At 45.6% G+C, this 24,290-nt stretch carries 20 protein-coding genes; 6 read left to right on the plus strand and 14 right to left on the minus strand.

Annotated features, from left to right (window positions below; translation table 11 throughout):
* Nucleotides 1-227: 227 nt before the first annotated feature.
* Together recC and M9196_RS00410 are read right to left on the minus strand one after the other, a co-directional pair.
* Entirely contained in the window at nt 228-3,713 is a 3,486-nt protein-coding gene (gene recC / locus M9196_RS00405; protein ID WP_250615556.1) for an exodeoxyribonuclease V subunit gamma, read from the minus strand.
* A 90-nt stretch (nt 3,714-3,803) separates the two neighbouring features.
* Nucleotides 3,804-4,796 (minus strand): TDT family transporter, encoded by a 993-nt coding sequence (locus tag M9196_RS00410; protein ID WP_250615557.1) that lies wholly within the window; start codon nt 4,794-4,796, stop codon nt 3,804-3,806.
* 100 nt (nt 4,797-4,896) lie between these two features.
* Between M9196_RS00410 and M9196_RS00415 the strand changes: the two genes are divergently transcribed.
* The 3 genes from M9196_RS00415 (at nt 4,897) to dapD (ending at nt 7,906) form a co-directional block, all read left to right on the plus strand.
* Nucleotides 4,897-5,790, plus strand: coding sequence for a LysR substrate-binding domain-containing protein (locus tag M9196_RS00415; RefSeq protein ID WP_250615558.1), 894 nt, complete (start codon nt 4,897-4,899; stop codon nt 5,788-5,790).
* Between the two features lie 185 nt (nt 5,791-5,975).
* A complete protein-coding gene (locus M9196_RS00420) occupies nt 5,976-6,266 on the plus strand; it encodes a YebG family protein (protein ID WP_250615559.1) in 291 nt (96 codons plus the stop codon).
* A 608-nt stretch (nt 6,267-6,874) separates the two neighbouring features.
* Nucleotides 6,875-7,906: a 2,3,4,5-tetrahydropyridine-2,6-dicarboxylate N-succinyltransferase gene (dapD, locus tag M9196_RS00425; protein WP_250615560.1), complete on the plus strand. Its 1,032-nt coding sequence runs from the start codon at nt 6,875-6,877 to the stop codon at nt 7,904-7,906.
* 133 nt (nt 7,907-8,039) lie between these two features.
* Here dapD and rnd read toward each other — a convergent pair whose 3' ends face one another.
* The 7 genes from rnd to M9196_RS00460 all read right to left on the minus strand — a co-directional run bounded on the left by rnd (nt 8,040) and on the right by M9196_RS00460 (nt 15,817).
* Nucleotides 8,040-9,158, minus strand: coding sequence for a ribonuclease D (rnd, locus tag M9196_RS00430; RefSeq protein WP_250615561.1), 1,119 nt, complete (start codon nt 9,156-9,158; stop codon nt 8,040-8,042).
* 75 nt (nt 9,159-9,233) lie between these two features.
* Nucleotides 9,234-10,934 carry a long-chain-fatty-acid--CoA ligase FadD gene (gene fadD, locus M9196_RS00435; RefSeq protein WP_250615562.1) on the minus strand — a complete coding sequence of 567 codons (1,701 nt, stop codon included), beginning with the start codon at nt 10,932-10,934 and terminating at the stop codon, nt 9,234-9,236.
* A gap of 225 nt (nt 10,935-11,159) precedes the next feature.
* The gene (locus tag M9196_RS00440) at nt 11,160-12,038 is read right to left on the minus strand and encodes an alpha/beta fold hydrolase (RefSeq protein WP_250615563.1); all 879 of its coding nucleotides are present in this window, start codon (nt 12,036-12,038) and stop codon (nt 11,160-11,162) included.
* Between the two features lie 2 nt (nt 12,039-12,040).
* Nucleotides 12,041-12,589 carry a Slp family lipoprotein gene (locus M9196_RS00445; protein ID WP_250615564.1) on the minus strand — a complete coding sequence of 183 codons (549 nt, stop codon included), beginning with the start codon at nt 12,587-12,589 and terminating at the stop codon, nt 12,041-12,043.
* 30 nt (nt 12,590-12,619) lie between these two features.
* The gene (locus tag M9196_RS00450; RefSeq protein WP_250615565.1) at nt 12,620-12,937 is read right to left on the minus strand and encodes a chromosome partitioning protein ParA; all 318 of its coding nucleotides are present in this window, start codon (nt 12,935-12,937) and stop codon (nt 12,620-12,622) included.
* Between the two features lie 219 nt (nt 12,938-13,156).
* On the minus strand, nt 13,157-13,858 hold the full coding sequence (gene tsaB, locus M9196_RS00455; protein ID WP_250615566.1) for a tRNA (adenosine(37)-N6)-threonylcarbamoyltransferase complex dimerization subunit type 1 TsaB: 702 nt from the start codon (nt 13,856-13,858) through the stop codon (nt 13,157-13,159).
* Nucleotides 13,859-15,817: an ATP-dependent DNA helicase gene (locus M9196_RS00460; protein WP_250615567.1), complete on the minus strand. Its 1,959-nt coding sequence runs from the start codon at nt 15,815-15,817 to the stop codon at nt 13,859-13,861.
* A 387-nt stretch (nt 15,818-16,204) separates the two neighbouring features.
* Between M9196_RS00460 and purU the strand changes: the two genes are divergently transcribed.
* Nucleotides 16,205-17,038 (plus strand): formyltetrahydrofolate deformylase, encoded by an 834-nt coding sequence (gene purU, locus M9196_RS00465; protein WP_250615568.1) that lies wholly within the window; start codon nt 16,205-16,207, stop codon nt 17,036-17,038.
* A 221-nt stretch (nt 17,039-17,259) separates the two neighbouring features.
* On the opposite strand, the gene M9196_RS00470 is transcribed toward purU, so the two are convergent.
* A complete protein-coding gene (locus M9196_RS00470; RefSeq protein ID WP_250615569.1) occupies nt 17,260-18,054 on the minus strand; it encodes a hypothetical protein in 795 nt (264 codons plus the stop codon).
* Nucleotides 18,055-18,210: 156 nt separating this feature from the next.
* Nucleotides 18,211-18,804: a VOC family protein gene (locus M9196_RS00475; protein WP_250615570.1), complete on the minus strand. Its 594-nt coding sequence runs from the start codon at nt 18,802-18,804 to the stop codon at nt 18,211-18,213.
* Nucleotides 18,805-18,967: 163 nt separating this feature from the next.
* Between M9196_RS00475 and argS the strand changes: the two genes are divergently transcribed.
* Together argS and M9196_RS00485 are read left to right on the plus strand one after the other, a co-directional pair.
* Entirely contained in the window at nt 18,968-20,701 is a 1,734-nt protein-coding gene (argS, locus tag M9196_RS00480; protein WP_250615918.1) for an arginine--tRNA ligase, read from the plus strand.
* A gap of 80 nt (nt 20,702-20,781) precedes the next feature.
* Nucleotides 20,782-21,210, plus strand: coding sequence for an HIT domain-containing protein (locus tag M9196_RS00485; RefSeq protein WP_250615571.1), 429 nt, complete (start codon nt 20,782-20,784; stop codon nt 21,208-21,210).
* Nucleotides 21,211-21,432: 222 nt separating this feature from the next.
* Here the strand turns inward: M9196_RS00485 and M9196_RS00490 are convergent, their stop codons facing one another.
* The 3 genes from M9196_RS00490 to M9196_RS00500 are packed head-to-tail and all read right to left on the minus strand — an operon-like array spanning nt 21,433 to nt 24,157.
* Nucleotides 21,433-21,663, minus strand: coding sequence for a FeoC-like transcriptional regulator (locus tag M9196_RS00490; RefSeq protein ID WP_250615572.1), 231 nt, complete (start codon nt 21,661-21,663; stop codon nt 21,433-21,435).
* Nucleotides 21,660-23,930: a Fe(2+) transporter permease subunit FeoB gene (gene feoB, locus M9196_RS00495; protein WP_250615573.1), complete on the minus strand. Its 2,271-nt coding sequence runs from the start codon at nt 23,928-23,930 to the stop codon at nt 21,660-21,662. The genes M9196_RS00490 and feoB overlap by 4 nt, the downstream gene beginning before the upstream one ends.
* Nucleotides 23,927-24,157 (minus strand): FeoA family protein, encoded by a 231-nt coding sequence (locus M9196_RS00500; RefSeq protein WP_250615574.1) that lies wholly within the window; start codon nt 24,155-24,157, stop codon nt 23,927-23,929. Before M9196_RS00500 ends, feoB begins: the two co-directional genes overlap by 4 nt.
* Nucleotides 24,158-24,290 lie beyond the last annotated feature (133 nt).

Here is a 24,290-nt window from a genome sequence, read left to right on the forward strand (position 1 = left end):
CTATATAGCATAGCTATAGAATCGCGAGATCCCATTCACAGAATTACTTCACTATAATCATTACTATTCACCTAACGATTTACGGTCCCTCTGACCCTGTGGCCGACCAGCAACCCTACATACTCTAATAATGCTGGCGGTCACCACTCCTTTTGTTAACACCAATCCTTTCAGGAACGCTTAGGTTGAACTTGTGAGTAATAGTTAGCCTATGAGTAATGGTTAGCCTATGAGTAATAGTCTTCGACCGTTTGGCTTAATGTTCGGGGTGCTTGCAGCACTTGTATGGCAATTCGCTTACTCTCTTGTGCCATCGCCTCTTCCCATTGTGGCCAAACTCGAGAAATATAGGCATTGCCGCCCTCACCCGTGACCATATAGCCACCCACAAATTTAGCTTCCATTTTACTGAGCATTTTTTCATCATCTGGTTTCCAAGCACCGCGGCTATAATTGGCTTCAATGCCTGCCATCGCAGTCTCAGGGAAGTACGCTAGTGGTTGGTCAAGGCCTTGCACATAGAACGACAGCAACTCTTTTAAATAGCTCATCGCAGCATCAACATCTAATGCTGGCAACACGCGATGCACGACCCCTTCTTTTTTGTCATAAGCGAGCATATGAGTCACCTTACCTTTGCCAATAGCGGCTAAAAGCAGATGATCAATCCATGCACTTAAATAATCACTCGCTCTGAGTCTGCCGCTACGATAGCGAACCAGCCCAGACGAGAACTGCCCGGTAATCCAACCTTGCAAGCGAACCCGATGCTTGCCCAAATCAATGAGCTGATTCACTTCTGCATCGTCTACCGCTGAGGTGGTGAGCGCCGCTACAGCTTGCGCCAGCTCTTGCGTTTGTCCCATGTTTCCAGCCAGTTCCAAATCACCAAAATGACGAACCGGCAAAAAGCCCTGCGCTTTTTGCTGTTGCTGAAAAGCCTGCGTCTCGGCATCAGACAATTGACCGCCATTTTTTACCAGCGCATGTAGCAGCTCGTTACGCAAACCAAAACTCTCGAGCCCGTTGAGTGAGAAAGGTTCGTCTTCTTCCACCATAAAATGCTGCTGATCGAACGACACTTGTAAGCGGCGATTGAACAAATATTGAACCGGCAAACGCCAGAAGCGCTGTAGCTCGGCAAGGTCTAGCTCAATCACTTCATCACTAGTTCGAAGTATCGGAGGTAATACAAAATGACTCGCAACGGCACCAACCGCTTGTTCTTGGGCACTTTGTTGCGCCGTTGGTAACCATTCAGCGGCATAACTTTGTTTTGCACTACTGGCATCAAAATGTGAGGGACTAAATGGCACCATAGGGTATTCTTGCGTCAACTGCTCGATAAGTCGCAGACCTGAGTCATCAACACTCAACGCTTCATCATTAGGCAGTCGATAATTTTGCTGACAATACTCCATCAGTTCCGACACCAAGACCGAAGGCACACGCTCAGTATTGTCTTGAATCGATCGTCCTACGTAACTGATGTACAGCGATTGCTGTGCAGACAATAGCGCTTCTAGAAAGAGATAGCGGTCATCATCTCTTCTTGAGCGGTCACCGGCGCGTGTTCGTCCTGTCATTAAATCAAAACTCTCTGGCGGGACGCTTCGCGGGTATACACCATCATTCATACCAAGCAAGCACACCACTTTAAATGGGATAGAGCGCATTGGCATTAAGGTGCAAAAGTTGACTTGTCCGGCTAAAAAACGTTGGCTAACGCGTGAGCCAGATAATTTATTCGTAAAGTACTGGCGCACTATCTTGGGAGAGAGTGTTTCGTCAAAACAGGCGTCTTGTAATTGCTCCTGAAGACCAGAAATGGTATCTCGTATTGACTTAATGACCACTTCGCCTTCAAGCTCAACTTTAAAGAAGGCATCAACCAACTGATTAATGACACTACGCCACTGCTCAATGCTCACAGCCGTGTTGAGGCGTTGACGGTAGTTTGCAACGGTATCAATAAACTGTGCTAACTTGCCCGCGGTTTCAGCGCGCATGCCTTGCGTTTGCTCATAAGGTGCAATCACTGTGTCATCAATGGTCAGTAGCCCCGATTCTTCACTAATCGCATAACCGGCGAGCATTCTTGAAATACCAAACATCCAAGAGTTCTGTCCAAACTCAGGCAATTCAAATTCGCTCGCAGTGTGTTCATTCACTCCCCAGCGTACTTGTGCTTCATCCACCCAGAGTTTGATCATTGCATACTCTTGCTCGTCCAAATCAAAGCGAGCCAATATGGCAGGGACATCAAGAAGCTCAAGTAACTCACTGGACGTACAGCGTAATTCAGGCAGAGCAAGCAACTGATTAAAGGCATTAAGTAATGGGCTTTCTTTATCCGCTGTACGATCCGATATCGAAAACGGAATATAACGCTCACCCGCCGCATTACCAAACACCGCTTGAATGGCAGGGCTATAAGCATTGATGTCTGCCACCATGACAATAATGTCTCTAGGCTTTAATTGCGGATCGTTATCAAACATTGATAGGAGATTGTCGTACAGTGCTTCGACTTCCCGCATCGCACTATGGCAGACATGCAGAGTGAGAGAACGATCGTTAGCATTCACTTCAGGCTTGTGCTCTGAATGGAGAATAACCGCATCATCTTGATGCTCTTCAAGGCTCAAAATATCGGCTTGAATATGATGCAGTAACGAGTCTCGGTCGACATCGACAAATGCATCGATCTCATTGGATTCAAGTTGCGAGAGCAAATACAAATTATCTCGCCCCAGTTTTCCCATCGAGGCCAATAAACTGTTGCCAACATCAGTCACGTGTAACTCATCATCAAGATTGTCCTCAATGCTTCCTTTCAACAGCAAGGTTTGCTGACAATCTGATACATCGGCAACGTCATCAATTGCTTGTAAGTGTTTGCGCTTATTTGCGGCTAAGCGTGCAAGGTACTTACGATCCCGTACATCTCCCCAGTAAAAGCGACAAGGGTTAGTAAACATCATATGGACATCAATATGCTGCCCAAGCGCTTTAAGGGCGTCTAAATAACGAGGGGGTAACGATGAAATACCAAACACAAACAAACGCTTTGGCAAACCCGCCAATCGGGTATCTAACTTCGCATCACCATGACTCTGAGCGAGCGAATCAATGAAATGCTCATACAAGTTTGCTCGATGATAAGGCGATTGACCTAACGCTACTGTGTGATCATATAGAGACTGCCATAGCTTTTCCTGCCAAGGCTGCTCGTCTTCTAACTCAGCAACAGTGAGCCCGGCTTCCCAAGCGGCAATCCACTCTGGTCGATACACCAAATAGCCATCATAAATATCGGCGATTTTCTCTGCGAGCTGATAGCGCTTAGACGCGTCTTCATCACCTTCGAGATATTGAGCAAGAGGCGCAAAATCATCGTCGTGAAGATGGCTTGGCAGCAAATGCATAATTTTCCACGTCATCGCCTCTTTATTAAAGGCGCTTCGTGACGGGACATCATCAAGCACTTGGGTAAAACGGTCCCAAATGAACGTCGCTGGAAGAGGAAAGTCCGTGTTCGCCGCAATACCAAACTCTTGCGCCATGGCAATGTTCAGCCACTGCGACATACCTGGGCTCTGCACAAGAATTTGTTCTTTTTCGAAGGGGTTATCGAGTGGATCGATTTTAATGAGCTGTACTAATAGGGATTTAAGTACATCTATTTGATTTGAGTGATAAACGGTGAACACGTTACCGCGCCTTTAGCAAATAATCCTTTCTCAAGATTATCACATTACCACGCGATAACGCAGAACTACCCAGCGATAAAACCCGTAAGCTTATCGAGATACCGTGTTATTTGATGACGCCACCAAGTTTATTGGGCGATAAGCAAACAGGTAACGAATCGCCACATAGCTCACCACTGCTGTGGCAATGACTAACTCGATATTAGCAAGTGTGACCACCTGCTCCACCGCACTCTGTGGCACATGAACATTTGTCATCCACGCCGCTAGTTTAAACAATGCCGTTGCACTGATCACCAACGGGAAAGTAAACGCAGCATAGCCGGGGCTAAATGGGAGACGAAGCAATTTAATAAACGCGAAGTAAATCACCAATGTCATCAGTACTGCGATACCAAATAACATCGCCACCAATACGGGAGAAGGATCTGCAACCACCGTTAAATATCCCGCTAGAGAGAGGCTTGCTGGCGCCGCTAATATCGCTAGCGTTGGTTTCGCCGCATCCGGCACTTCGGCTGCAAAAATTAAGCGATACACCATGCAGGGTAACATCACCGCATAGACGGCAATCCCAAAGTACAAGACGGCATTCGCGATAGGTGCGAGTGCTGCAGTACCAGAAAACGCAACGTCCGCCACCACAATACCAATGGGTGGAACAAACCAACTTGGCACCATATGGTGCAACTCAAAATCACGGCTGCGATGATAAGTAAAGCTGGCTAGGAACACAACATGCAGCGCCACAGCGGCTAACCAAATGCTGTCACCAAGCACAGGATAAAACTGCCCGACAGAGTTCGATACCACCATGGTCGCCATGGCAAACGTTGGGACAACACTCCCCACCACTGGGTGTGCGAGATCTTGCACCAATAGGTGACTATGGAACAAAAATTTATAAGCAAGTATCACCAATAGTACACTTGCTACGGCAGCGCTTGACCACTGTGCAACGTGATTAAAATCACCCGCATTTTCCCAACACCATCCAAGGCTAGCAATCCCTAACGCCAAACCAGCCATCGGGGTTGGTGCGCTTTTCATTTTATGATGAACTCGTTTTACTGTCGCAATCATAACCATGCCTTGTCTGCTGTATTAAGTTGCGTTAATGATAATTCTAGTTTACGTTTAGGTACATCTAATTGTTTTCAACTAGCGTTCAAAAAAATAGAACATGAATACTCATATATCCTTAAAGCAACTCAAAGTATTTGTTGCTGTGACGCAGCACCAAACGCTAACCTCGGCTTCCGACACGCTGTTTCTTTCCAAGGCTGCCGTGAGTATGTCACTGAGCGAGTTAGAAAAACAAATTGGTCATGCCCTTTTTGATCGCGTGAACAATCGCTTGGTGATCAACCAAGAGGGGCAAAAACTACTGCCACTTGCCGACGAATTACTGAGCCGAGCGAAAGACATTGAGTCCCTATTTTCAGATGAACAAAGTTTTCGTGGTCAGTTACGTATCGGAGCCAGTGACACTATCGGCAATCAAGTCGCGCCATATTTACTCAGTGAGTATCGACAAAGTTGCCAGCACAAAGCGCAACAACTGTTTATCTCAAACAGTGCGCTTATTTGCCAAAAGCTGATTGACTATGAACTTGATATTGGTTTGATTGAAGGTAAAACACTGCATCCAGAGTTAGAAAGCACCCCGTTTAGCGAAGATGAAATGTGCATTGTCGCCAGTGTGGACCACCCACTAGCTGGGGATGAGGTCATCGAACTTTCATTACTAGAAAATAGCGAATGGATACTCAGAGAACCTGGCTCCGGCACCCGAGAATTTTTCTTACGTGCCGTCGCGCCCCGTATCGAGGTGTGGCACGAAGCATTTGAGCTCAATACAACGGAAGCCATTTTAAACTGCGTGTCGTCTGGATTAGGACTGGCGTGCATCTCTAGACTTGCCGCTCATACCGCTATCCGTGACGGTCGCATTCGTGAAATACCGGTGTCACTCGATATGAAGCGACGTTTTTGGTTACTCTTTCACAAAGAGAAATATCAAAGCCCGCTGCTGCGCTCTTTTATTTCATTTTGCCAACAATGGCAGCGTAACTAAATCTTATGTCTAGAACTAACTAGAACTTATATTGACACCAAGCGAGCATGCCACACTGAACGCTTGCGAGTAGGAAATAGGCAATCAGCTCTCAGTTTTGCTGCCCTGACTGGACAAGCATTTTAAACCTATGTATAAACAGCCAGTATTGTCGATAAAAAATTTAACTTGTTAGAGGATTAACCATGGCTGTAATCGTCAAGTACGTGGTGGAACGCAACGGAGAAGAAAAGATGACTTTTACCTCTAAAGCTGAAGCTGACGCTTATGACAAAATGTTAGATACTGCTGATGAACTGTTTACGCTGCTAGGTGAAAGCAAGCTCATTGAAAACGAAGAAAAGCAGGAAGAGCTTTCCTTGTTCTTAGCGCAAAATAAAGAAGAAGTGCTTTATGCGCTGGGTGCTAAGCGTAAGCCAACGCCAAAGAAACCAAAAGCGGTTGAGCCAGTTGAAGCTCAAGACGACGCGGCGTAATATCCCTGTCAATCGGCTTAGAGTCACGTGCTTTGAGCCGATTCTTTTTTCCATTTAATCACTCCAAATCCACACGCTTCCCCTGGCCATCACTCACTGACGAGCAGGTACTATTTCTGCCACTACCTCGTTTTGTAACGTCACCCTTCGTGACGAACTCACTCAGCAATGTATTCGCTCAATAACTCGGTCACTAACCACCCCAGCAAGTAACCACTCCAGTAACTAATTCGTCTGATAACTAAGTCGTCCCGTCCGGTAACTAACTCGTCCGGTAACTAAGTCGCCTAGTAACTGACTCACCCAGTGACGAATTAGCCACATAGCTAAGCCGCATAAGTAAGCCGTATAACTAAACCGTATAAATAAGTCGCATCGTTGTCGGTTAAGGATGATTTCTTTTTGGCGAAAAGTGTCTCTATAAAGACAACCAATATCTTTTTACAGACTTTTGCCCTATTTGCTCTTTCATCTGCCCTTACCACTCTTTAAGATAAAACCAACACTTAAGATAAACCCAACAACTTAAGCTAAAAACATCATCAGAATCTAAACCCTTGCTCCACTAGCACTGGTTTACGGACAATTCAAAATGGAGAACGATAGTCATGGCAGCATTTTCACTCGCCTTCGGTACCGCCACTAAAAACCGCGATGGAAAAATCATCGAAGCATTTTTCCCACATCCACGACTCAATCCAAGCGATGCGACTATCGCCGCGATTGCAGAAGTGTCTGGTTACACTCAAGGCAACCAAGCTATCGAGATCAGCCCAGAGCAAAGTGCACAGCTAGCGACGGCTTTTGCTAATAGTGACGACGCTCAAAATGCCGCTTTCGCTGAGAAAGCATCACAGTCACAACAACCACTCGTACTTGTGGTTCTCGCAAGCGATGAAAAGCCACAGTCTGTTGCGGAAGGCTTTTTGAAGCTACAACTGATTTCAAACCGCCTAGTACAGCCACACGGCACAGTGCTTGATGGCATCTTCGGTCTACTGCACAACATCGCTTGGACAAACCAAGGTCCAATCGATCTTCCTGAGTTGGCAGACCGTCAAATTGAAGCTCGTCTTGCTGGACAAGCACTGAGCGTCGACTGCGTGGATAAATTCCCTAAAATGGTAGACTACGTAGTGCCAACCGGTATTCGTATCGCTGATACTTCACGTGTTCGCTTAGGCGCACACGTGGGTGAAGGGACGACCGTTATGCATGAAGGTTTCATCAACTTCAATGCAGGTACAACGGGAGTGAGCATGGTTGAAGGTCGTATTTCTGCAGGCGTTGTGGTTGGAAACGGTTCTGATATTGGTGGTGGTGCTTCCATTATGGGCACACTATCTGGCGGCGGTACGGTTGTCGTCTCTATCGGCGAAAACTCATTACTTGGTGCAAACGCAGGTCTTGGTTTCCCACTAGGCGATCGCTGTACGGTTGAATCTGGTCTGTATGTCACTGCAGGCTCTAAGGTTCGCATGCTGGACTCTACAGGGCAAGAAGTTGAAATTGCTAAGGCGCGTGACCTAGCTGGAAAGTCTGACTTACTGTTCCGTCGTAACTCAGTAACGGGTCAAATTGAGTGTCTCACGAATAAAACTGCGGTAGAACTCAACAGCGAATTGCACAGCAATAACTAATACACTGAGTACCACTCCCCCAATTGCCTCAAACTCTGAACGAGTGAATACCTAGCACATTGCGGGATGCGCATAAAAAAACCGAGTGATGATTCACTCGGTTTCTTCTATCTAAAGCGGCAATAGCATTCGTTTAGCTCATTCTCTTTTCTAAATGTCGACCTAAAACATCCATTCTCCACCCCTGCATCACGTCAGGCAGTTGCGCAGGATCGCGGTCTTTCTTCCAAATCCACGACAAGAACTGATTCAGTTGTTTTTTCGATGCTAAAAACTCGGTTGCCAACCCAGTTTGCTGAGAGGCAACCTTGACTTCATCTTTTAACAATTTAAAGATTTGCTTATAGCCGGGGTAATCCATCAAACGTTCAATTTTATCTGGGTACTCGTCCGCAGATAGCTGTTTAGCGGATTTTACGATAGAAGCAATTTTGTCGGCATGTCGACGGATAGAACGAGGATCCAGTCCTTCTTCTTCCATTGCTTTAGGTTGAGTTAATCCAAAGCGAGCAATGGTCCAGAGATCTTGCTCTTTGACCACAAAGTTAAGCGCTAAGTCACGACGGATGGCTTCTTTTAGGCGCCATGTTGCGAGTGGCTTAAGCGCGGCTAACTGCTTAGGGCTCAGTTGCCATGCTCCTTTAATATCCAAATAGGCTCGCTCAGCATTAGGGGTTTTACCTCGCTTTTGCGTCATCAGTTCTGACTCTTGCAGCGCGGCGTCCCACCAGCCTTTCTCTTCTATTTTTTCGCTTAACTGTTGATATAACGGCCATAAATAGAATACATCGGCCGCGGCGTAATCGAGTTGCTTTTGCGTCAGTGGTCGAGCCACCCAATCGGCTCGAGATTCACTCTTATCAAGCTGGACATCGATGTACTCATCCACTAACGCGGCAAAACCTGTCGACAACCCATAGCCGAGGAAGGCGGCCATAATTTGCGTATCCACCATTGGAAAGGGCATACAACCGAAGCTATTGGCAAACACTTCCAGATCTTCACCACAAGCATGCAAGACCTTCAGGACTGACGCATCCTGTAATAGCGCAATAAATGGCGAGAAGTCGCTGATCGTCAGCGGATCAATCAGAGAAAGCTGATGACCATCATAAAGCTGAATTAATCCCAGTTTTGGGTAGTAAGTTCGGATACGAACAAACTCCGTATCCAACATCACTACGTCGGATTCACGAGCTTTTGTGCATACCGATTCTAACTCGGCAAATTCTGTAATTATCTGATATTCCACGACGACTCTCTTTAAAAAAACAATGCCAGCTTTGAGAGCTGGCATTTTAACATCGATAGTAACAAAAGGTTAACGCTAAACCGTTTTTTCTGATGTTTGTGTTAGTTTCGCGTCGTTCTCTTCACGGAGTACTCGGCGTAAAATCTTACCTACATTGGTCTTAGGTAAGTCTTCTCTAAATTCGACACGTTTTGGCACTTTATACCCAGTTAAGTGAGTGCGACAGTGCTCAATGACTTCTTCTTTGGTTAAACTGTTATCGCTTTTCACAATGTACACTTTCACCAACTCACCCGATGCTTCATTCGCCTCACCGATAGCCGCCACTTCGAGTACTTTTTCGTGTAACGCAATCACATCTTCAATTTCGTTTGGATACACATTAAAGCCCGAGACCAAAATCATGTCTTTTTTACGGTCAACAATGTGCAAGAAGCCATCTTCATCAAATTTGACGATGTCACCCGTTGATAACCAACCGTCTTGATTGATCACCTCTTTAGTCGCTTCTACTCGCTGCCAGTAACCTTGCATCACTTGCGGACCACGAACCTGCAGCTCGCCCGTTGAGTCATCGGATACCGGTTGACCTTCTTCATCAACGATGCGCACTTCTGTCCCCGGAACAGGCAATCCAATCGATCCGTTGTACTCTTCCAAGTCGTAAGGGTAAGCGGCCACTAATGGCGAGCACTCCGTCAGACCGTACCCTTCAAGTAATAAGCAGCCCGTGGTCTTTTTCCATTGCTCGGCAACCGCGCGTTGTACCGCCATGCCACCACCCACAGACAGACGTAACCCTCTAAAGTCTAATTCATGGAAGTCTTCATTATGAATAAGGGCATTAAAGAGTGTATTAACGCCTGTGATCGCCGTAAATGGATACTTTTGCAGCTCTTTAATAAAGCCAGGGATATCACGAGGGTTGGTAATAAGTAAGTTTTGTCCGCCCATCTCAACAAACAATAAGCAGTTTACCGTCAAAGCAAAGACGTGATACAGCGGTAACGCTGTTACCACAAGCTCACGCCCTTCTTGCAATACCGGTCCGTACATGCCTTTCGCCTGCAGTACGTTCGCTATCATATTACGATGCGTTAGGATTGCACCTTTCGCCACACCAGTGGTGCCACCGGTGTATTGCAAAAAGGCGATGTCGTCACCGGACATAAACGGTTTCACGTATTGCTGGCGACGCCCTTTATGTAACGCTTGTCGAAATGAAATCGCACCCGGAAGATTGTATTTTGGCACCATGCCTTTTACGTACTTCACAACAAAATCCACCACCGTGCCTTTCGCCCGTGGCAGCATTTGTCCAAGACTGGTTAAGACAACGTGTTTGATTGGCGTCTTATCAACGACCTGCTCTAACGTATTGGCAAAATTAGAAACGATGACTATCGCTTTAGCGTTTGCATCATTGAGCTGATGCTCCAATTCTCTAGGCGTATAAAGTGGATTCACATTAACCGCGATGAGACCGGCTCTTAAAATACCAAACAAGGCTACAGGGTATTGCAGCAAGTTAGGCATCATAATAGCGACGCGGTCGCCTTTCTTTAGCTTTAACTCATTTTGTAAGTACGCTGAAAAAGCACGGCTGCGCTCTTCCAACTTACGAAACGTCATGACCGAGCCCATGTTGACAAAAGCAGGCTGATCGGCAAATTTATGCACAGACTGTTCGAACATCTCTACTAAAGAAGGATACAGATCCGGATTGATCTCTTCTGGCACGTCACTTGGGTATCGAGAAAGCCAAGGTTTATCCACAATTACACTCCTAGCGTATTAAGTCTTGCGTTTAATATTCAAAATGTGAGTATTTAAAAACTAAGCTATTTAAAACTTAAACTATTTAAAAGCTGACCCATTTATAAACCCAGCTTTTAACAACTTGTTAAATCCACTCACAACTTGATAATCCGTTACTCGTTGGTATTGCTTACTATTACAGCACAGGCAACCCTTTCACGCACGAAACACTCAAACACTTGTTTAATTTTTGTTAACTAGTTCAGAAATTAGTTCAAATACTCTAGCTGGTGATTCTAAATGGCAATGGTGATCCCCATCGACCCACTCAACCTCTGCATTGTGAAGTTTGTCTAACACGAGTTGGTCTTGAAGAAAACGATAACCCGAACGACCTAATATCACCACATGAGGCACTGAAATGGCTGACATCACTGCTTCAGCGTGTGGTTGCGACATACGATAAACAGACTGACATTTGAGCTTACTATCGTGACGCCAAAACCACTGCCCATCAATGCTTTGAAGGTCTCGCTCTACAATAGGACGAACCGCGTCAGCCTCTAATTTAGTGGCTCGCATCCGCATCGTGATTGCGTCATCAAAGGACGGCACTGCTCGCCGCTTTTTGTTTCTCCAACGCTCACGATTTTCAATGCCTTTTCTCAACCGACTGACCGCTTGATCGGGCTCTTCTGCCATTGGGAAATGCGCTTCAATTTGAACTAATCCTGCGACATTTTCAGGAAAGGCCGCACTATAGCAACTTGCAATCAATGCACCAAGCGAATGTCCAACCAAGAATGCATTGACCGCTTGAAGATTAACCAGAATCTGATGTAAATCGTCAATATAGTCATGAAAGCTATAAAAGTGGTCGCTGTTTTTATGAGTAGAAAGACCATGCCCCGGTAGATCCAAGACTAATACACGCCAATTTAATTGCCGTTGCTCAATGATTGTCAGTAATTTATGAAAGCTCGCGGCATTATCCATCCAACCATGAACAAAAACGACCGTCTTGACGGTCGTTTTCTCTGTTGGTAAGGCGTCTCCTCGATACTCCAAGTAAGCGATATTTCTATCGTTGACTTGCAGTAAACGCTCTTTAAAGGATCGCAATACTATTTCACCTCTTTAATAACGCGACCTTGCGTTGGTCCGTAATAAAAGTCGTCACAGTAGTAACCCCAGCAAGAATGAAAAGAACTCGCCTGACGATCGATAATTAGGCGCTCTTCCACTCGCCACAAATACTGGCCATACGCTGTGATGACGGGGAAGTCTGCTTCAAATTCGCCCACTTTTCCCCGCTCGTCACCCGCTTTATTTCCGCCAACGGTGATAAGTCGACCTCTCGAATACGTCACCGGGTCAATAAAGCCGTCCACATACGCGATAAAGCGACCATTCGGTTCTTGGTCGAGATCTGGCTTGCCATATTTATCGATGGGAAGATTAACAATTTCAATTCGAGTCTGAGTGGCAAGATTAGTGACGGTATCAATGACCCCACCGAGGCGCACTTCACTGCCTTCTTTCGCATCCACAACAGGTTGATATTGCGCAATGACATTCTCGTTCGCTGTGACCAGTGAGTCTGGTAAGCTACCACAAGCGGAGAGCATGAAAGACAAGCCCAATGCACCCAACCATTTCAAATATTTATTCATTCTTGTTCCACACATTAATCGTTCTCATTATCACACGTACATATCGACACCAAACAGCTGTTCAAGTTCCTCACGTTTAGCACGGTTCATCACATTCATATACGCTTCTAGCGCTTGTTTGGACTTTCCTTCCGGCAAATCATAGTGAACATGAGTACGCTGCACGTCCGCATCAGAAACTGTTTTCACAGAATGTGCCACTGCCTGAGCAACTTTTGTGACCTGTGTAGATTGACCTACCTGAGAGGCGGCTTGGGACGTGGTGGCATTCGATACCGATTGCTTACGCTTTGCTTTATTCGTCCGCTGCTGAGAATGGACGGTAGGTAAACCTTGAATCGAAACCATATGCCTCACCTAGTGCGTGGTTATGTTAAATGCTTGACTGGAATAACCGTTACGTGTCGTGTACTTGTTGTTATGCGATCTCATATAAGCACAGTTCTGCAGTGATAAAGGGGCGATGAACCCACCCCTTCTATTTATCTACTTTCTATTTATGTACTTATCTACTTACAGACCGAGTCAAACATTCTTAGAATATCGAGCTAAGGGTACCGAGGTTACTTATTCTCTTCCCGGCAATTTTTTCCAAGTCACGTTATCTCGCAGATAAACAGGACTCGCCTCTTCCGCCGCAACGACATTGCCTTTTGCTAGCTCATATTGCGCTAAGAAAGCAATGTCTTCCGCTTCTGGATAGAGTACCCCTGATGGTTGAGTGTCAATCGCAAGCGCTGACAGGGAGTCGGTATACGCCTCCCAACCAGTCCCAGCGGTTGCCCATGTCTTGCCATCTTGAGGTGTATTCGCCACTACTGTGTCCGGTGCAACCACTTGTTCGGCTTCAACCTCCGTCCAGTCGCCGTTTTCAAGGCGTTCAAAACGCCCCCAATAGACTTCACTCATGCGAGCATCAATCGCCGTTGCGACATTAGTGGTTTCATTCTTACGATACGCACCTTGCGCCATGGCTTTTAAGGTTGAAATACCAATCATCGGTAAATCGGCACCAAAACCGAGTCCTTGAGCTACACCAATACAGATGCGTACGCCAGTAAAACTACCTGGACCTCGTGCAAACGCTAATGCATCAAGATCTTGTAACGTCAGTCCTGCCTCATTGAGCAGTTCATCGACCATAGGTAAGACTTTTTTCGTATGGTCACGTGGCGCAAGTTCACTACGAGCGTAGGTTTTATCCCCCACTAAAAGTGCGACAGAGCAGTTTTCAGTGGCAGTATCAATTGCTAGAATTTTGTTAGTCATCTATTTCTCAATGCGTTCTTTTTTTGATGCACTTTGCTGGGATTGTAGCAAAAATGTCTCTATTTTTCCGAGATCTCGAGTTCGCGGAATAGGCGGTAAGCTGGCTAAAAAAGTAGCGCCATAGTCACGCGTCACCAAACGGTTATCGCAAATAATCAGAGCACCACAATCTTTTTGATCGCGAATCAATCGACCAACACCTTGCTTCAACGTAATAACCGCATCCGGTAATTGCACATGATTGAAAGGGTCTCCCCCTTGCAACTTACAGTCTTCAATCCGCGCTTTAAGCAGTGGATCGTCAGGTGCGGTAAACGGTAATTTGTCGATAATAACACAGCTAAGCGCGTCACCTCTAACATCTATTCCTTCCCAAAACGCCCCTGTCGCCACAAGCAAAGCGTTCCCCAACTCCATAAACTCAGCCAAAGTTTTTTGCTTGCTGGTTTCTCCTTGAAGCAAAACGGGCAAGGTAAGCGTTTCACGAAAGCGCTCGCCTAATTCCTTCATCATGCTGTGCGACGTACACAGAAAAAAACATCGACCTTGGTTTTTCTCTATGACGGGTGCCAACATCTCAACCAGCTTCTCTGCGAGCCCTTTACTGTTCGGTTCAGGCAAATATCGGGGCACACACAACCTTGCCTGTGTTGAATAATCAAAAGGACTAGGCAGTGAAAATTGCTGTGTGGGTGTTAGGCCTAAGCGTGAAGTAAAATGTTGAAAATCTTCAGACACCGCAAGCGTTGCTGAAGTGAAAATCCACGCCCCACCTTTCGCTTCAATCTGCTCATGAAATTTATCCGCCACACTAAGCGGGGTGATGTGCAAGCTAAACTGCCTTGGCGTTGTGTCATACCAATAGGAGTAACCGGTAATAGACACATCACACACTCGTTCAATGCGTCCTTTTATTAAATTGGCGCGCTCAAAAGCGGTATCCAATAACTGGCTGCGCCCTAATGCCAATTTCAGCACATCAATGCACAACACCACAGAATCGCGAAGCCTTTCAACCTCTCGCAAAATAGACGGCGACTTAATCGCATCACGCCAGTTTCCTCGAAACCCCGTGTCCCCAAGTACAATGCGTAAATCCATCGCCGCTTGAGACAGCCTATCCCCTGCTTTTTGTAACTGCTTCATATCACGCGCTTCAGTGCGGTAACCAATCTCGATGTCTTTCGCAAGTTCCTGAATTTGGCGGCTCGATAAAGACTGGCCAAAGTACTGGCTAGCGATGTCCGGAATTTGGTGCGCTTCATCAAAGACAAACACTTCCGCCTCTGGAATCAATTCTCCGAACCCCGTTTCTTTAATAGCAAGATCAGCAAGAAAAAGGTGATGATTTACCACGACAATGTCGGAGTCTAAGGCGCGTTTTCTTGCTTTGAGAACAAAACAGTCTTGATAGCTGGGGCAGTCTTTGCCTAAACAATTATCGTTCGTTGACGTGATAGTGGGAATCACAGGGCTGTCTTCGGCAATGGCATCGCATTCACCTAGATCACCTGATTTGGTTTCCGATGCCCAGCCACGCACTTTGACTAATTGCGATAGCAATTCGGTGTTGGTCTCTGTGGTATGACTCTCCACCATTTGGCGGCTCAAGCGGTCGAGACACAAATAATTAGATCGCCCTTTAAGCAATGATACTTTGCCGTGAAACCCAAGCGCATCCACCATCAATGGTAGGTCACGATGAAACAGTTGCTCTTGCAGGTTTTTAGACCCGGTACTGATGATGGTTTTTTTTCCACTCAGCAGAGCCGGAACAAGATAGGCAAAGGTTTTGCCGGTACCCGTGCCCGCTTCGACAACCAACTGCGCTTCTTGCTCAATTGCGTTTTCTACCGCATTCGCCATATCCAGTTGCGGCTGACGAGGTTGAAAACCTGGGATAACTTGTCCTAACGCTCCGCCCGACGCGAAAGCCTTATTGATTGCTTTAGATACCATGACACCGAGTCAATTAGATACGAATCGCTCTAGTATACCTGAACAAAGTGTCATGCTTGTAATGTCTCGCAATATGTTGGATTTAAACCCGATAACGCTAGCGATTAATGGCGGTTACGATGGCACGATGATTGAGTGAGGATTGAGTTAGGTGAGAGGGTCACCCTAACGATGATTTATAAGATACCTTTCGATTTTGTTGAAACCTTAGTCAGAATAGATTAAAACTGGGTGATAGATGGCATGTTACGCCAATAAACGCACCAAATTACAACCCTCTTGATCGTAAATGACGAGTCACTTCAATCGATTATTTTTCAACGTTATTGACATCGATACTACTTCAATTGGTACAGAATTTTTACTATTTCACGGAAGCCGTAAATCATGGAAAAGAAAACCCTGTTAACGCATTGTAGTGATGCGCCGGGACTCATCTCAAAAATTACCAACATCTGCTACAAACACCAATTAAATATCATTCATAACAATGAGTTTGTAGACAATACCAGTGGGCATTTTTTTATGCGTACCGAACTGGAAGGCTATTTTAATAATCAAACCTTGCTGGCTGATTTAGACCAAGCTTTGCCTGCGGGCACTAAGCGTTCATTAGTCGATTCGTCTCGTAAGAAAGTCGTTATTTTAGTCACCAAAGAAGCGCACTGCCTCGGTGATATTTTAATGAAGAATTTTGATGGTAGCTTGAATGTCGACATTGCCGCTGTGGTTGGAAATTACGACACCCTTCAAGGCCTCACAGAAAAATTCGATATCCCTTATCACTGCGTGTCTCATGATGGGTTAAGCCGTGAAGAACACGAAGCAAAAATGCTCACTGTGATTGACCAATATGATGCGGACTACCTAGTGCTCGCCAAATACATGCGAGTACTGACTCCCGCTTTTGTGGAACAATACCATCACAAAATCATTAATATCCACCACAGTTTCCTTCCGGCTTTCATTGGTGCAAAACCTTATCAGCAAGCCTATGACCGCGGTGTAAAGATCATCGGTGCGACCGCGCACTTTGTTACCAATGATCTTGATGAAGGCCCGATCATTAAACAAGACGTCATCCCAGTGGATCATAACTTCAGCGCCGCAGATATGGCTCAGGCCGGCCGGGACGTTGAAAAAAACGTGCTATCCAAAGCGCTCAATAAAGTCATCAATGACCATGTGTTTGTGTATGGCAACAAAACCGTGATTCTCTAAACCGCTAAGGAGCCAATGAGACTCGCCGCTCAAGGCTATGTCATTCTGGCTCCTTTGTTCTATTACCTTAGTAAGTTTTTCTCTATTACCTTGTTACGTTATTCTCTTCCCGCGTTATTTTATTCTGTTACCTAGTCAGTGTATTTAGAACCGTTACTTTCTTGCGTAAAGACGTACTGCTTGCGTAAAAACGTACTGTCTGGCACAAAGCACCTATCTCTTTATTTGGAATAGCGATCACCTTGATCGTAATTGACCTGATAGCCTAGATCGTCCAACAGCCCCATCGTAACGGGTCCAATTTTGTTGCCATTGGCCATGAGTTCTTGCGTCATAGCGGGTACCGGACGACCGTTCTTATCGTAGCGTTTTTTATCGCCCCCCCAGTGCGGATCATACAAGTGTCCCCCATCATCGCTCATGGGTAGAACGCGATAATCGACATCAAACGTTTGATTGTACATCTTGACGGCTTGACTGCCCTTAACCTCAAAGACATTCCCTAACTGCCCATCAGACCGGGTGTAGTCTTCACTATACGCGCCAACCCCAAATACATGTCCCATCTCATGCAATAAATTGGCCTCAAATTCAACGGCGTCAAAATGCGTAGCGTAAGTATGACTGCCGATAAAAATAGACCCTTTAACGGGGATTAGACGCCAATCCACATCGATTTCTTCTTCAGGTCCAGCCATACCATTAGCATCTGCTAACGGAATCACATACACGTCAATATCAATTCGATGCTTGTCGATGCCATCCACCGCACTGAGTACCTCTAACCAACGTAACCCTGCGCGTTGATAAGCCTCCATATACCGCGTTGACCACTTTTCACGTTTACGGTTAGGGAGCTCTATTTTGTTGCAGAACTGAAAAGAAAGCGTGAGGTGATCATTGGAGACCGTTTTATGGGCTGCAGGATTACAGTTGGGGTTATCGATATCGAAGGACGTTGCCACCGCAGGAAACGTTACGCAACCCAATACTATCGCAGTAATAAACTTCATCATTCACCTGTTGGTTTTGATACATGGTGTTATTGGTAAGTTTAGTCGTTTTCTTTCATACGATACGTATTGGTTTGTCCGTTTTTTGTTCTTCTTTGCTGTGTTTAGCGACAACGTAAACCGCTAGTGGCTTACGTTGTATCAATAGCCTACGAGGTATTATTGCTCAGAAGCGACTATGTTTTTTAAACTATGAGGGTGTAATTTAATACACACACCGTCATATTTAAACGCAACCGTTGGGTTGGCAAGTCGCTCACCTTCTCCGTGAGGACTCGAGAGTTTCATCTCAATGCCATTCTCTTCTAAGTTAGCTAATTTAGAAGATAGATCAGGAAACTGCAGGCAAAGATCAGCAAGGAAATCCTCTGCCGTGAGCGCTTGTGATGGCACGACAAACTCGACGTGTTCCCAGTGCTCGATGGGGTGAGACTTATTTGGGGCGGGGTATGGCAACTCTAAACACTCTATTTCACCAACCTTGGTCACTATTGGTTGCTCAAACAACATAACAATAATCGGTCGACCATTAATCACCGCCTCTGAGATAACCTGACCGTATTCAAGCCATTCTTGATGGGCGGCTTTAGCCACATCAGCACCATTAATTCTCAAGGCAATATGATCCGCTTGATGACGAGAAAGATCCAATGATAATTGATTGCATAAATTGAGGATTTTATCCATAAATCCATCGATTTCATTCAACATCTGAGACGGCATTAAGCCTTTTTGCATCAGGGTTTGTCGCACGATATGACCACTCTTTTTGTACTTTCGAGGCTAAATACTACCAGTAATCCCTAAGATTGAGAAAAAATCCAATACTTCCCCCTAGGTGAAGGGCGTTAAAGTTGCTATTATGTGCGCCAAATTACTAGATGAAAACCAATTCCAAGAATTGAAGGAAACGCGAGTGAATATCCAAGCACTGATCAACGACAAAGTATCTCAGGCTCTTGAAGCCGCAGGCGCACCCGCAGGCAGTCCTGCAGCCGTTCGCCAATCTGCGAAACCACAGTTTGGTGACTACCAAGCCAATGGCGTCATGGGCGTTGCTAAGAAGTTGGGCAGTAATCCTCGAGAATTCGCTCAAAAAGTCCTAGACGTTTTAGACCTAGAAGGCATTGCTAGCAAAACTGAAATTGCAGGCCCTGGTTTTATCAACATTTTTCTTAGCGAAGAGTTTCTCGCTAAACAAGCAGAAGCCGCACTTGCTGACTCTCGATTGGGCGTTGCTTCCCAAGAGCAACAAACTATCGTTGCTGACTACTCAGCTCCAAACGTCGCAAAAGAAATGCACGTCGGCCATTTGCGCTCCACCATCATTGGTGACGCTGTTGTACGTACTCTTGAGTTCCTAGGTCACAAAGTAATCCGTGCAAACCACATTGGCGACTGGGGCACACAATTTGGCATGCTTATCGCTAACCTTGAGCGTGTGCAAAAAGAATCCGGCGAAGTTTCTATGGAACTGTCTGATCTTGAAGCCTTCTACCGCGAATCTAAAAAGCTCTACGATGAAGACGAAGAGTTTGCTGCTCGTGCTCGTGGCTACGTTGTTAAACTTCAAGGCGGCGACGAATACTGCGCTCAAATGTGGAAGAAACTTGTCGACGTCACTATGGTTCAAAACCAGCATAACTACGATCGCCTTAACGTATCACTCACTCGTGATGACGTTATGGGTGAGAGCATGTACAACGACATGCTGCCTGCAATTGTAAAAGACCTTCAAGCTCAAGGCCTTGCTGTTGAAGATGATGGCGCTCAGGTTGTATTCCTAGAGGAATACAAAAACAAAGACGGTGAAGCGATGGGTGTCATCATCCAAAAACGCGACGGTGGCTTCCTATACACCACAACCGACATTGCCTGTGCAAAATACCGCTACGAACAATTAAACGCGGACCGTGTCCTGTATTTTATCGACTCTCGTCAGCACCAGCATCTTCAGCAAGCATGGACTATCGTTCGCAAAGCGGGCTATGTTCCAGAAAGCACCACTCTTGAACACCATGCATTTGGCATGATGTTAGGTAAAGACGGTCGCCCGTTCAAAACTCGTGCTGGTGGTACAGTTCGTCTGGCGGACTTGCTTGACGAAGCCATTGAGCGTGCTGGTGCATTGATCGAATCTAAAAACCCAGACCTTGAATCAGCTGAAAAGGCGAACATTGCTAATACAGTAGCAATGGCGGCTGTTAAGTACGCTGACCTTTCTAAGCACCGTACTACCGACTACGTGTTTGATTGGGACAACATGTTGGCATTTGAAGGCAACACAGCGCCTTACATGCAGTACGCATACACACGTGTAGCGTCAGTATTTGCTAAAGCCGGTGTTTCAATGGATGACCTGCAAGGCCAAGTGATCATTACTGATGAGAAAGAGAAAGCACTCGTTGCTAAACTTATGCAGTTTGAAGAAGCCGTTCAATTGGTCGCTAAAGAAGGTCAGCCTCACATCATGTGTAGCTACCTATTTGAATTAGCTGGTCAGTTCTCTAGCTTCTACGAAGCTTGCCCTATCTTGAGCGCGTCTGATGAAGCAACGAAACAGAGCCGTTTGAAACTTGCTGCTCTAACAGCAAGAACGATCAAGCAAGGCTTAGATCTGCTTGGTATCGAAACATTAGAAAGAATGTAATGTTCAAGTCTACGTAAAATAAAAAGGCGATTTGCGAAAGCAATTCGCCTTTTTTTGAACTCAATTTTGGGAGATCTTCTATGTCGTTTTCACTGCACCCTCAATTAGCGCTCGACACCACTTACCTCGGCGATTTTCCTCTTTGTGTCGCATTACTTCACAAAGACGATTCTGTGCCATGGGTTATCCTGGTTCCAAAACACGCTAACCTTCGCGAGCTTCACCACTTACCCATGGCGCAACAACATCAATTCCTCGCCGAGTCTCAATGTGTGAACCTTGCATTAGAGTCACTGTTCACACCCGACAAGCTCAACTTAGGTGCACTCGGTAACATGGTGCCACAGCTACATATCCATCACATTGCTCGCTTTAAAAACGACATTGCCTGGCCAGGACCGCTGTGGGGAAACACCAAAGGTGAATACCGTAGCGATGAAAAACAAAGTGAACTCACCAACACCCTGCGTATAGAACTGGCAAAATCGGCTGAATTTCAATACCAATAGAGCTGGTTCACTTATCGGCTTATGGCTTATGGTTTATGGCTTATCGCTTATCGCTTATGGCTTATGGCTTATGGCTTATGGCTTATCGTTCGCTTGGTAGGTAACCAAGTACATAAGTACATAAGTACATAAGTACATAAGTACATAAGTAAATAGGTAAATAGCTAAATAGCTAAATAGCTAAATTCTGTAACCACAAAAAAAGGCCCCTAGGGGCCTTTTTTACATTGTCACTTGAATGGATAAGCTATTAGGTTGATTGACGTGATACCTCACTCGAACCAACTGCCCTGCTTTATCACAATCTTCTGTCCTTGAAAGCTTTCCTTTGCGTATCCAAACCGCAAGCATGGCAGCAACGCCATCTTCGCTTAGCGCAAATTCCGCTGCTAGCGCTTGACGAGTCACACCGGGGTGACTCTCTATATGCGCTTTCAAGTCCGCTAAAATCATGCCACTTGAACCTCTAGTGCTTTTAGCTTTTTACCCTCAGACTTCAGAAGTTTGAACACCAAAAGACCAAATAGCAATATACCCACAATCCATGCCGAGCTTGTCGCTGGATGTGCGCTAAAGTGGGTCACTTGGTAATACAAAGTCGCACTACCGTAAGCAAGGCCCATCGTCCATACACCAATAAATCGAGCATACTTCTGGCCAAATTCACGAACGTAAGCTCCCATAGCTGCAACACATGGTGTGTAGAGTAAGATAAAGATTAGGTAAGCAAACGCGGCATTTGCGGTGACAAAGTACCCTTTCAGATTACCAAAAATAGACGTGTCTACTTCCTGATCTTCCGCAACTGCCGTCGCATCGGATAAATCGCCCACATCCACACCTAATGGGTCGGAGTAACTTAAGCCAGATAGATTATCAGGAATTGACGCTACCGCTTCTTGTAGACTCGCCATCAAATTAAACTCTTCACCTTCATCATCGCCCGAGGTATATAAACTGTTTAGCGTACCCACCACAGCTTCTTTTGCAAAAATACCGGTAATGATACCCACTGTTGCCGGCCAGTTATCTTGCTGAACACCCATAGGTGCAAACACCGGAGTCACGACTTGCGCCGCTTTCGATAATACGGAGTTCTCACTGTCTTCATTACCAAATGAACCGTCCATACCAACCGAGTTAAAGAAGCTAAGAATCGTCACGACGATCACAATCGTCTTACCAGCGCCCAACACAAAACGTTTCAGTTTTTGCCACGTTTTGATCATGACGTTTTGAATCGTCGGTAGCTCATAGTCTGGCATTTCCATCACGAGACTATCACTAGAGCCAGGATAGATGGTGTGCTTGAGGACCAACCCGGTAAAGACAGCGGCAACAATACCTAATAGATACAACGCAAAAACAATATTTTGACCGCTTTCTGGGAAAAACGCCGCAGCAAAAAGTGCATACACTGGTAGTCTTGCACCACAAGACATAAAAGGTGCCATTGATGCCGCTAACTTACGCTCTCTTTCCTGATCCAGAGTTCGAGTCGCCATGATAGAAGGTACGTTACAACCAAAACCCAGGACAAGAGGGACAAATGCCTTACCTGGAAGCCCAATTTTTTGCATAACTTTATCTAGTACAAACGCTGCGCGAGCCATGTAACCAGAACTTTCCAATACAGCGAGAAACAAATAAAGCGCCGCAATCACCGGAACAAACGTGGCAACGGTTTGAATACCACCACCCACACCGTCAGCAATTAAGGTGACTAACCAGACAGGCAAGTGATCATCAAGTAGGTAGTGACCGCCATCCACAAGTAATGCACCGACACCAATATCGAAGAAGTCGATGAACGCACTACCAATATTAATTGAGAACATGAACATCAAATACATAACAACAAAGAAGAAAGGAATCCCTACCCACTTGTTCAAAATGATTTCATCAACTTTCTCAGTGAAGCTACGACTCAATTTCCCTTCGCTACGGCGAAGTTTTTTACACTGGTCATGTAAAAAGGTGTACTTCACATCCGCGACTTGTAAATCAATATCAATACCCGTTTGCACGCGCACAAGCTCAACCGTCGATTTTTGCTCACTCGTTAATGCATTAAGTACCATCACGTCATTTTCAAGTGAACGAATGGCCAGTGCTCTTGGGTCTACCGACTCTTCGGCAAACATAGGCGTTAGCTTTGCAATGGCGTGTTCCATTTCATTGCCGTAATTAAGTACTAGCTTATCAAGCGTTAGGCCTTGCACCACTATTTTGTGCAGCTGCTCTTTCAAGATTCGTACTTGGTCTTTATCGGTTGCCGACAAGGTGACGACAGGACAGCCTAATGTTTTTTCTAAGGCTTTTATGTCCAACTTAACTCTTTCTCGCTTCAAGGCGTCCATTTTATTCAGCACAACAATCATTGGACGTCCAAGTTCTCGCAGTTGAAGCGTCATATACAAACTGCGCTCAAGACTGGTCGCATCAACTACGTTAATGATGAGATCCGCAGGGTGTGTTAACACCGCTCGTGAAGCAATGGATTCATCAATACTGTTACCATCATTACCGCTGTCTAGTGCATAGATACCCGGAAGGTCGGTCAATTGAAAGTCGTCGCCAGCATGACGATACTGACCCGTTTTCTTTTCGACAGTGACACCAGCCCAGTTACCAACTTGCTGCTTAGCTCCGGTTAACCCGTTAAATAGGGTTGTTTTTCCGCTGTTAGGATTACCAACGGTTAAGATGGTGTAGTTCATTTCGCCGACTCCACTTCAATAGACTGTGCAATTGCATTACGAATCGCTAGTGAGACACCTCTAACTTCAACCTGGAGGGGGTCCCCCATAGGCGCACGACGAATCACTTTAATCTCTGTATTCGGTAAAATTCCCATTACCATTAATTTTTTACGGACGTCAGTTGAGAGCCCAGATAAAGCAGTAATCACACCACTGCTTCCTACTTGTAATTCAGCCAGCTTCATTTAATTCACCCAAATTATGATTGGTAATGAGAAATATTAACATTACCACTAATTTTAATGGTGCAACCTTAGGTTTCGCTTTGCGTTAGATCAACTTTGCGCCACTTGTAAACAAATGTAACGTCAAAAAAAA

It is taken from the genome of Vibrio methylphosphonaticus (assembly GCF_023634655.1).
GTDB lineage: Bacteria > Pseudomonadota > Gammaproteobacteria > Enterobacterales > Vibrionaceae > Vibrio > Vibrio methylphosphonaticus.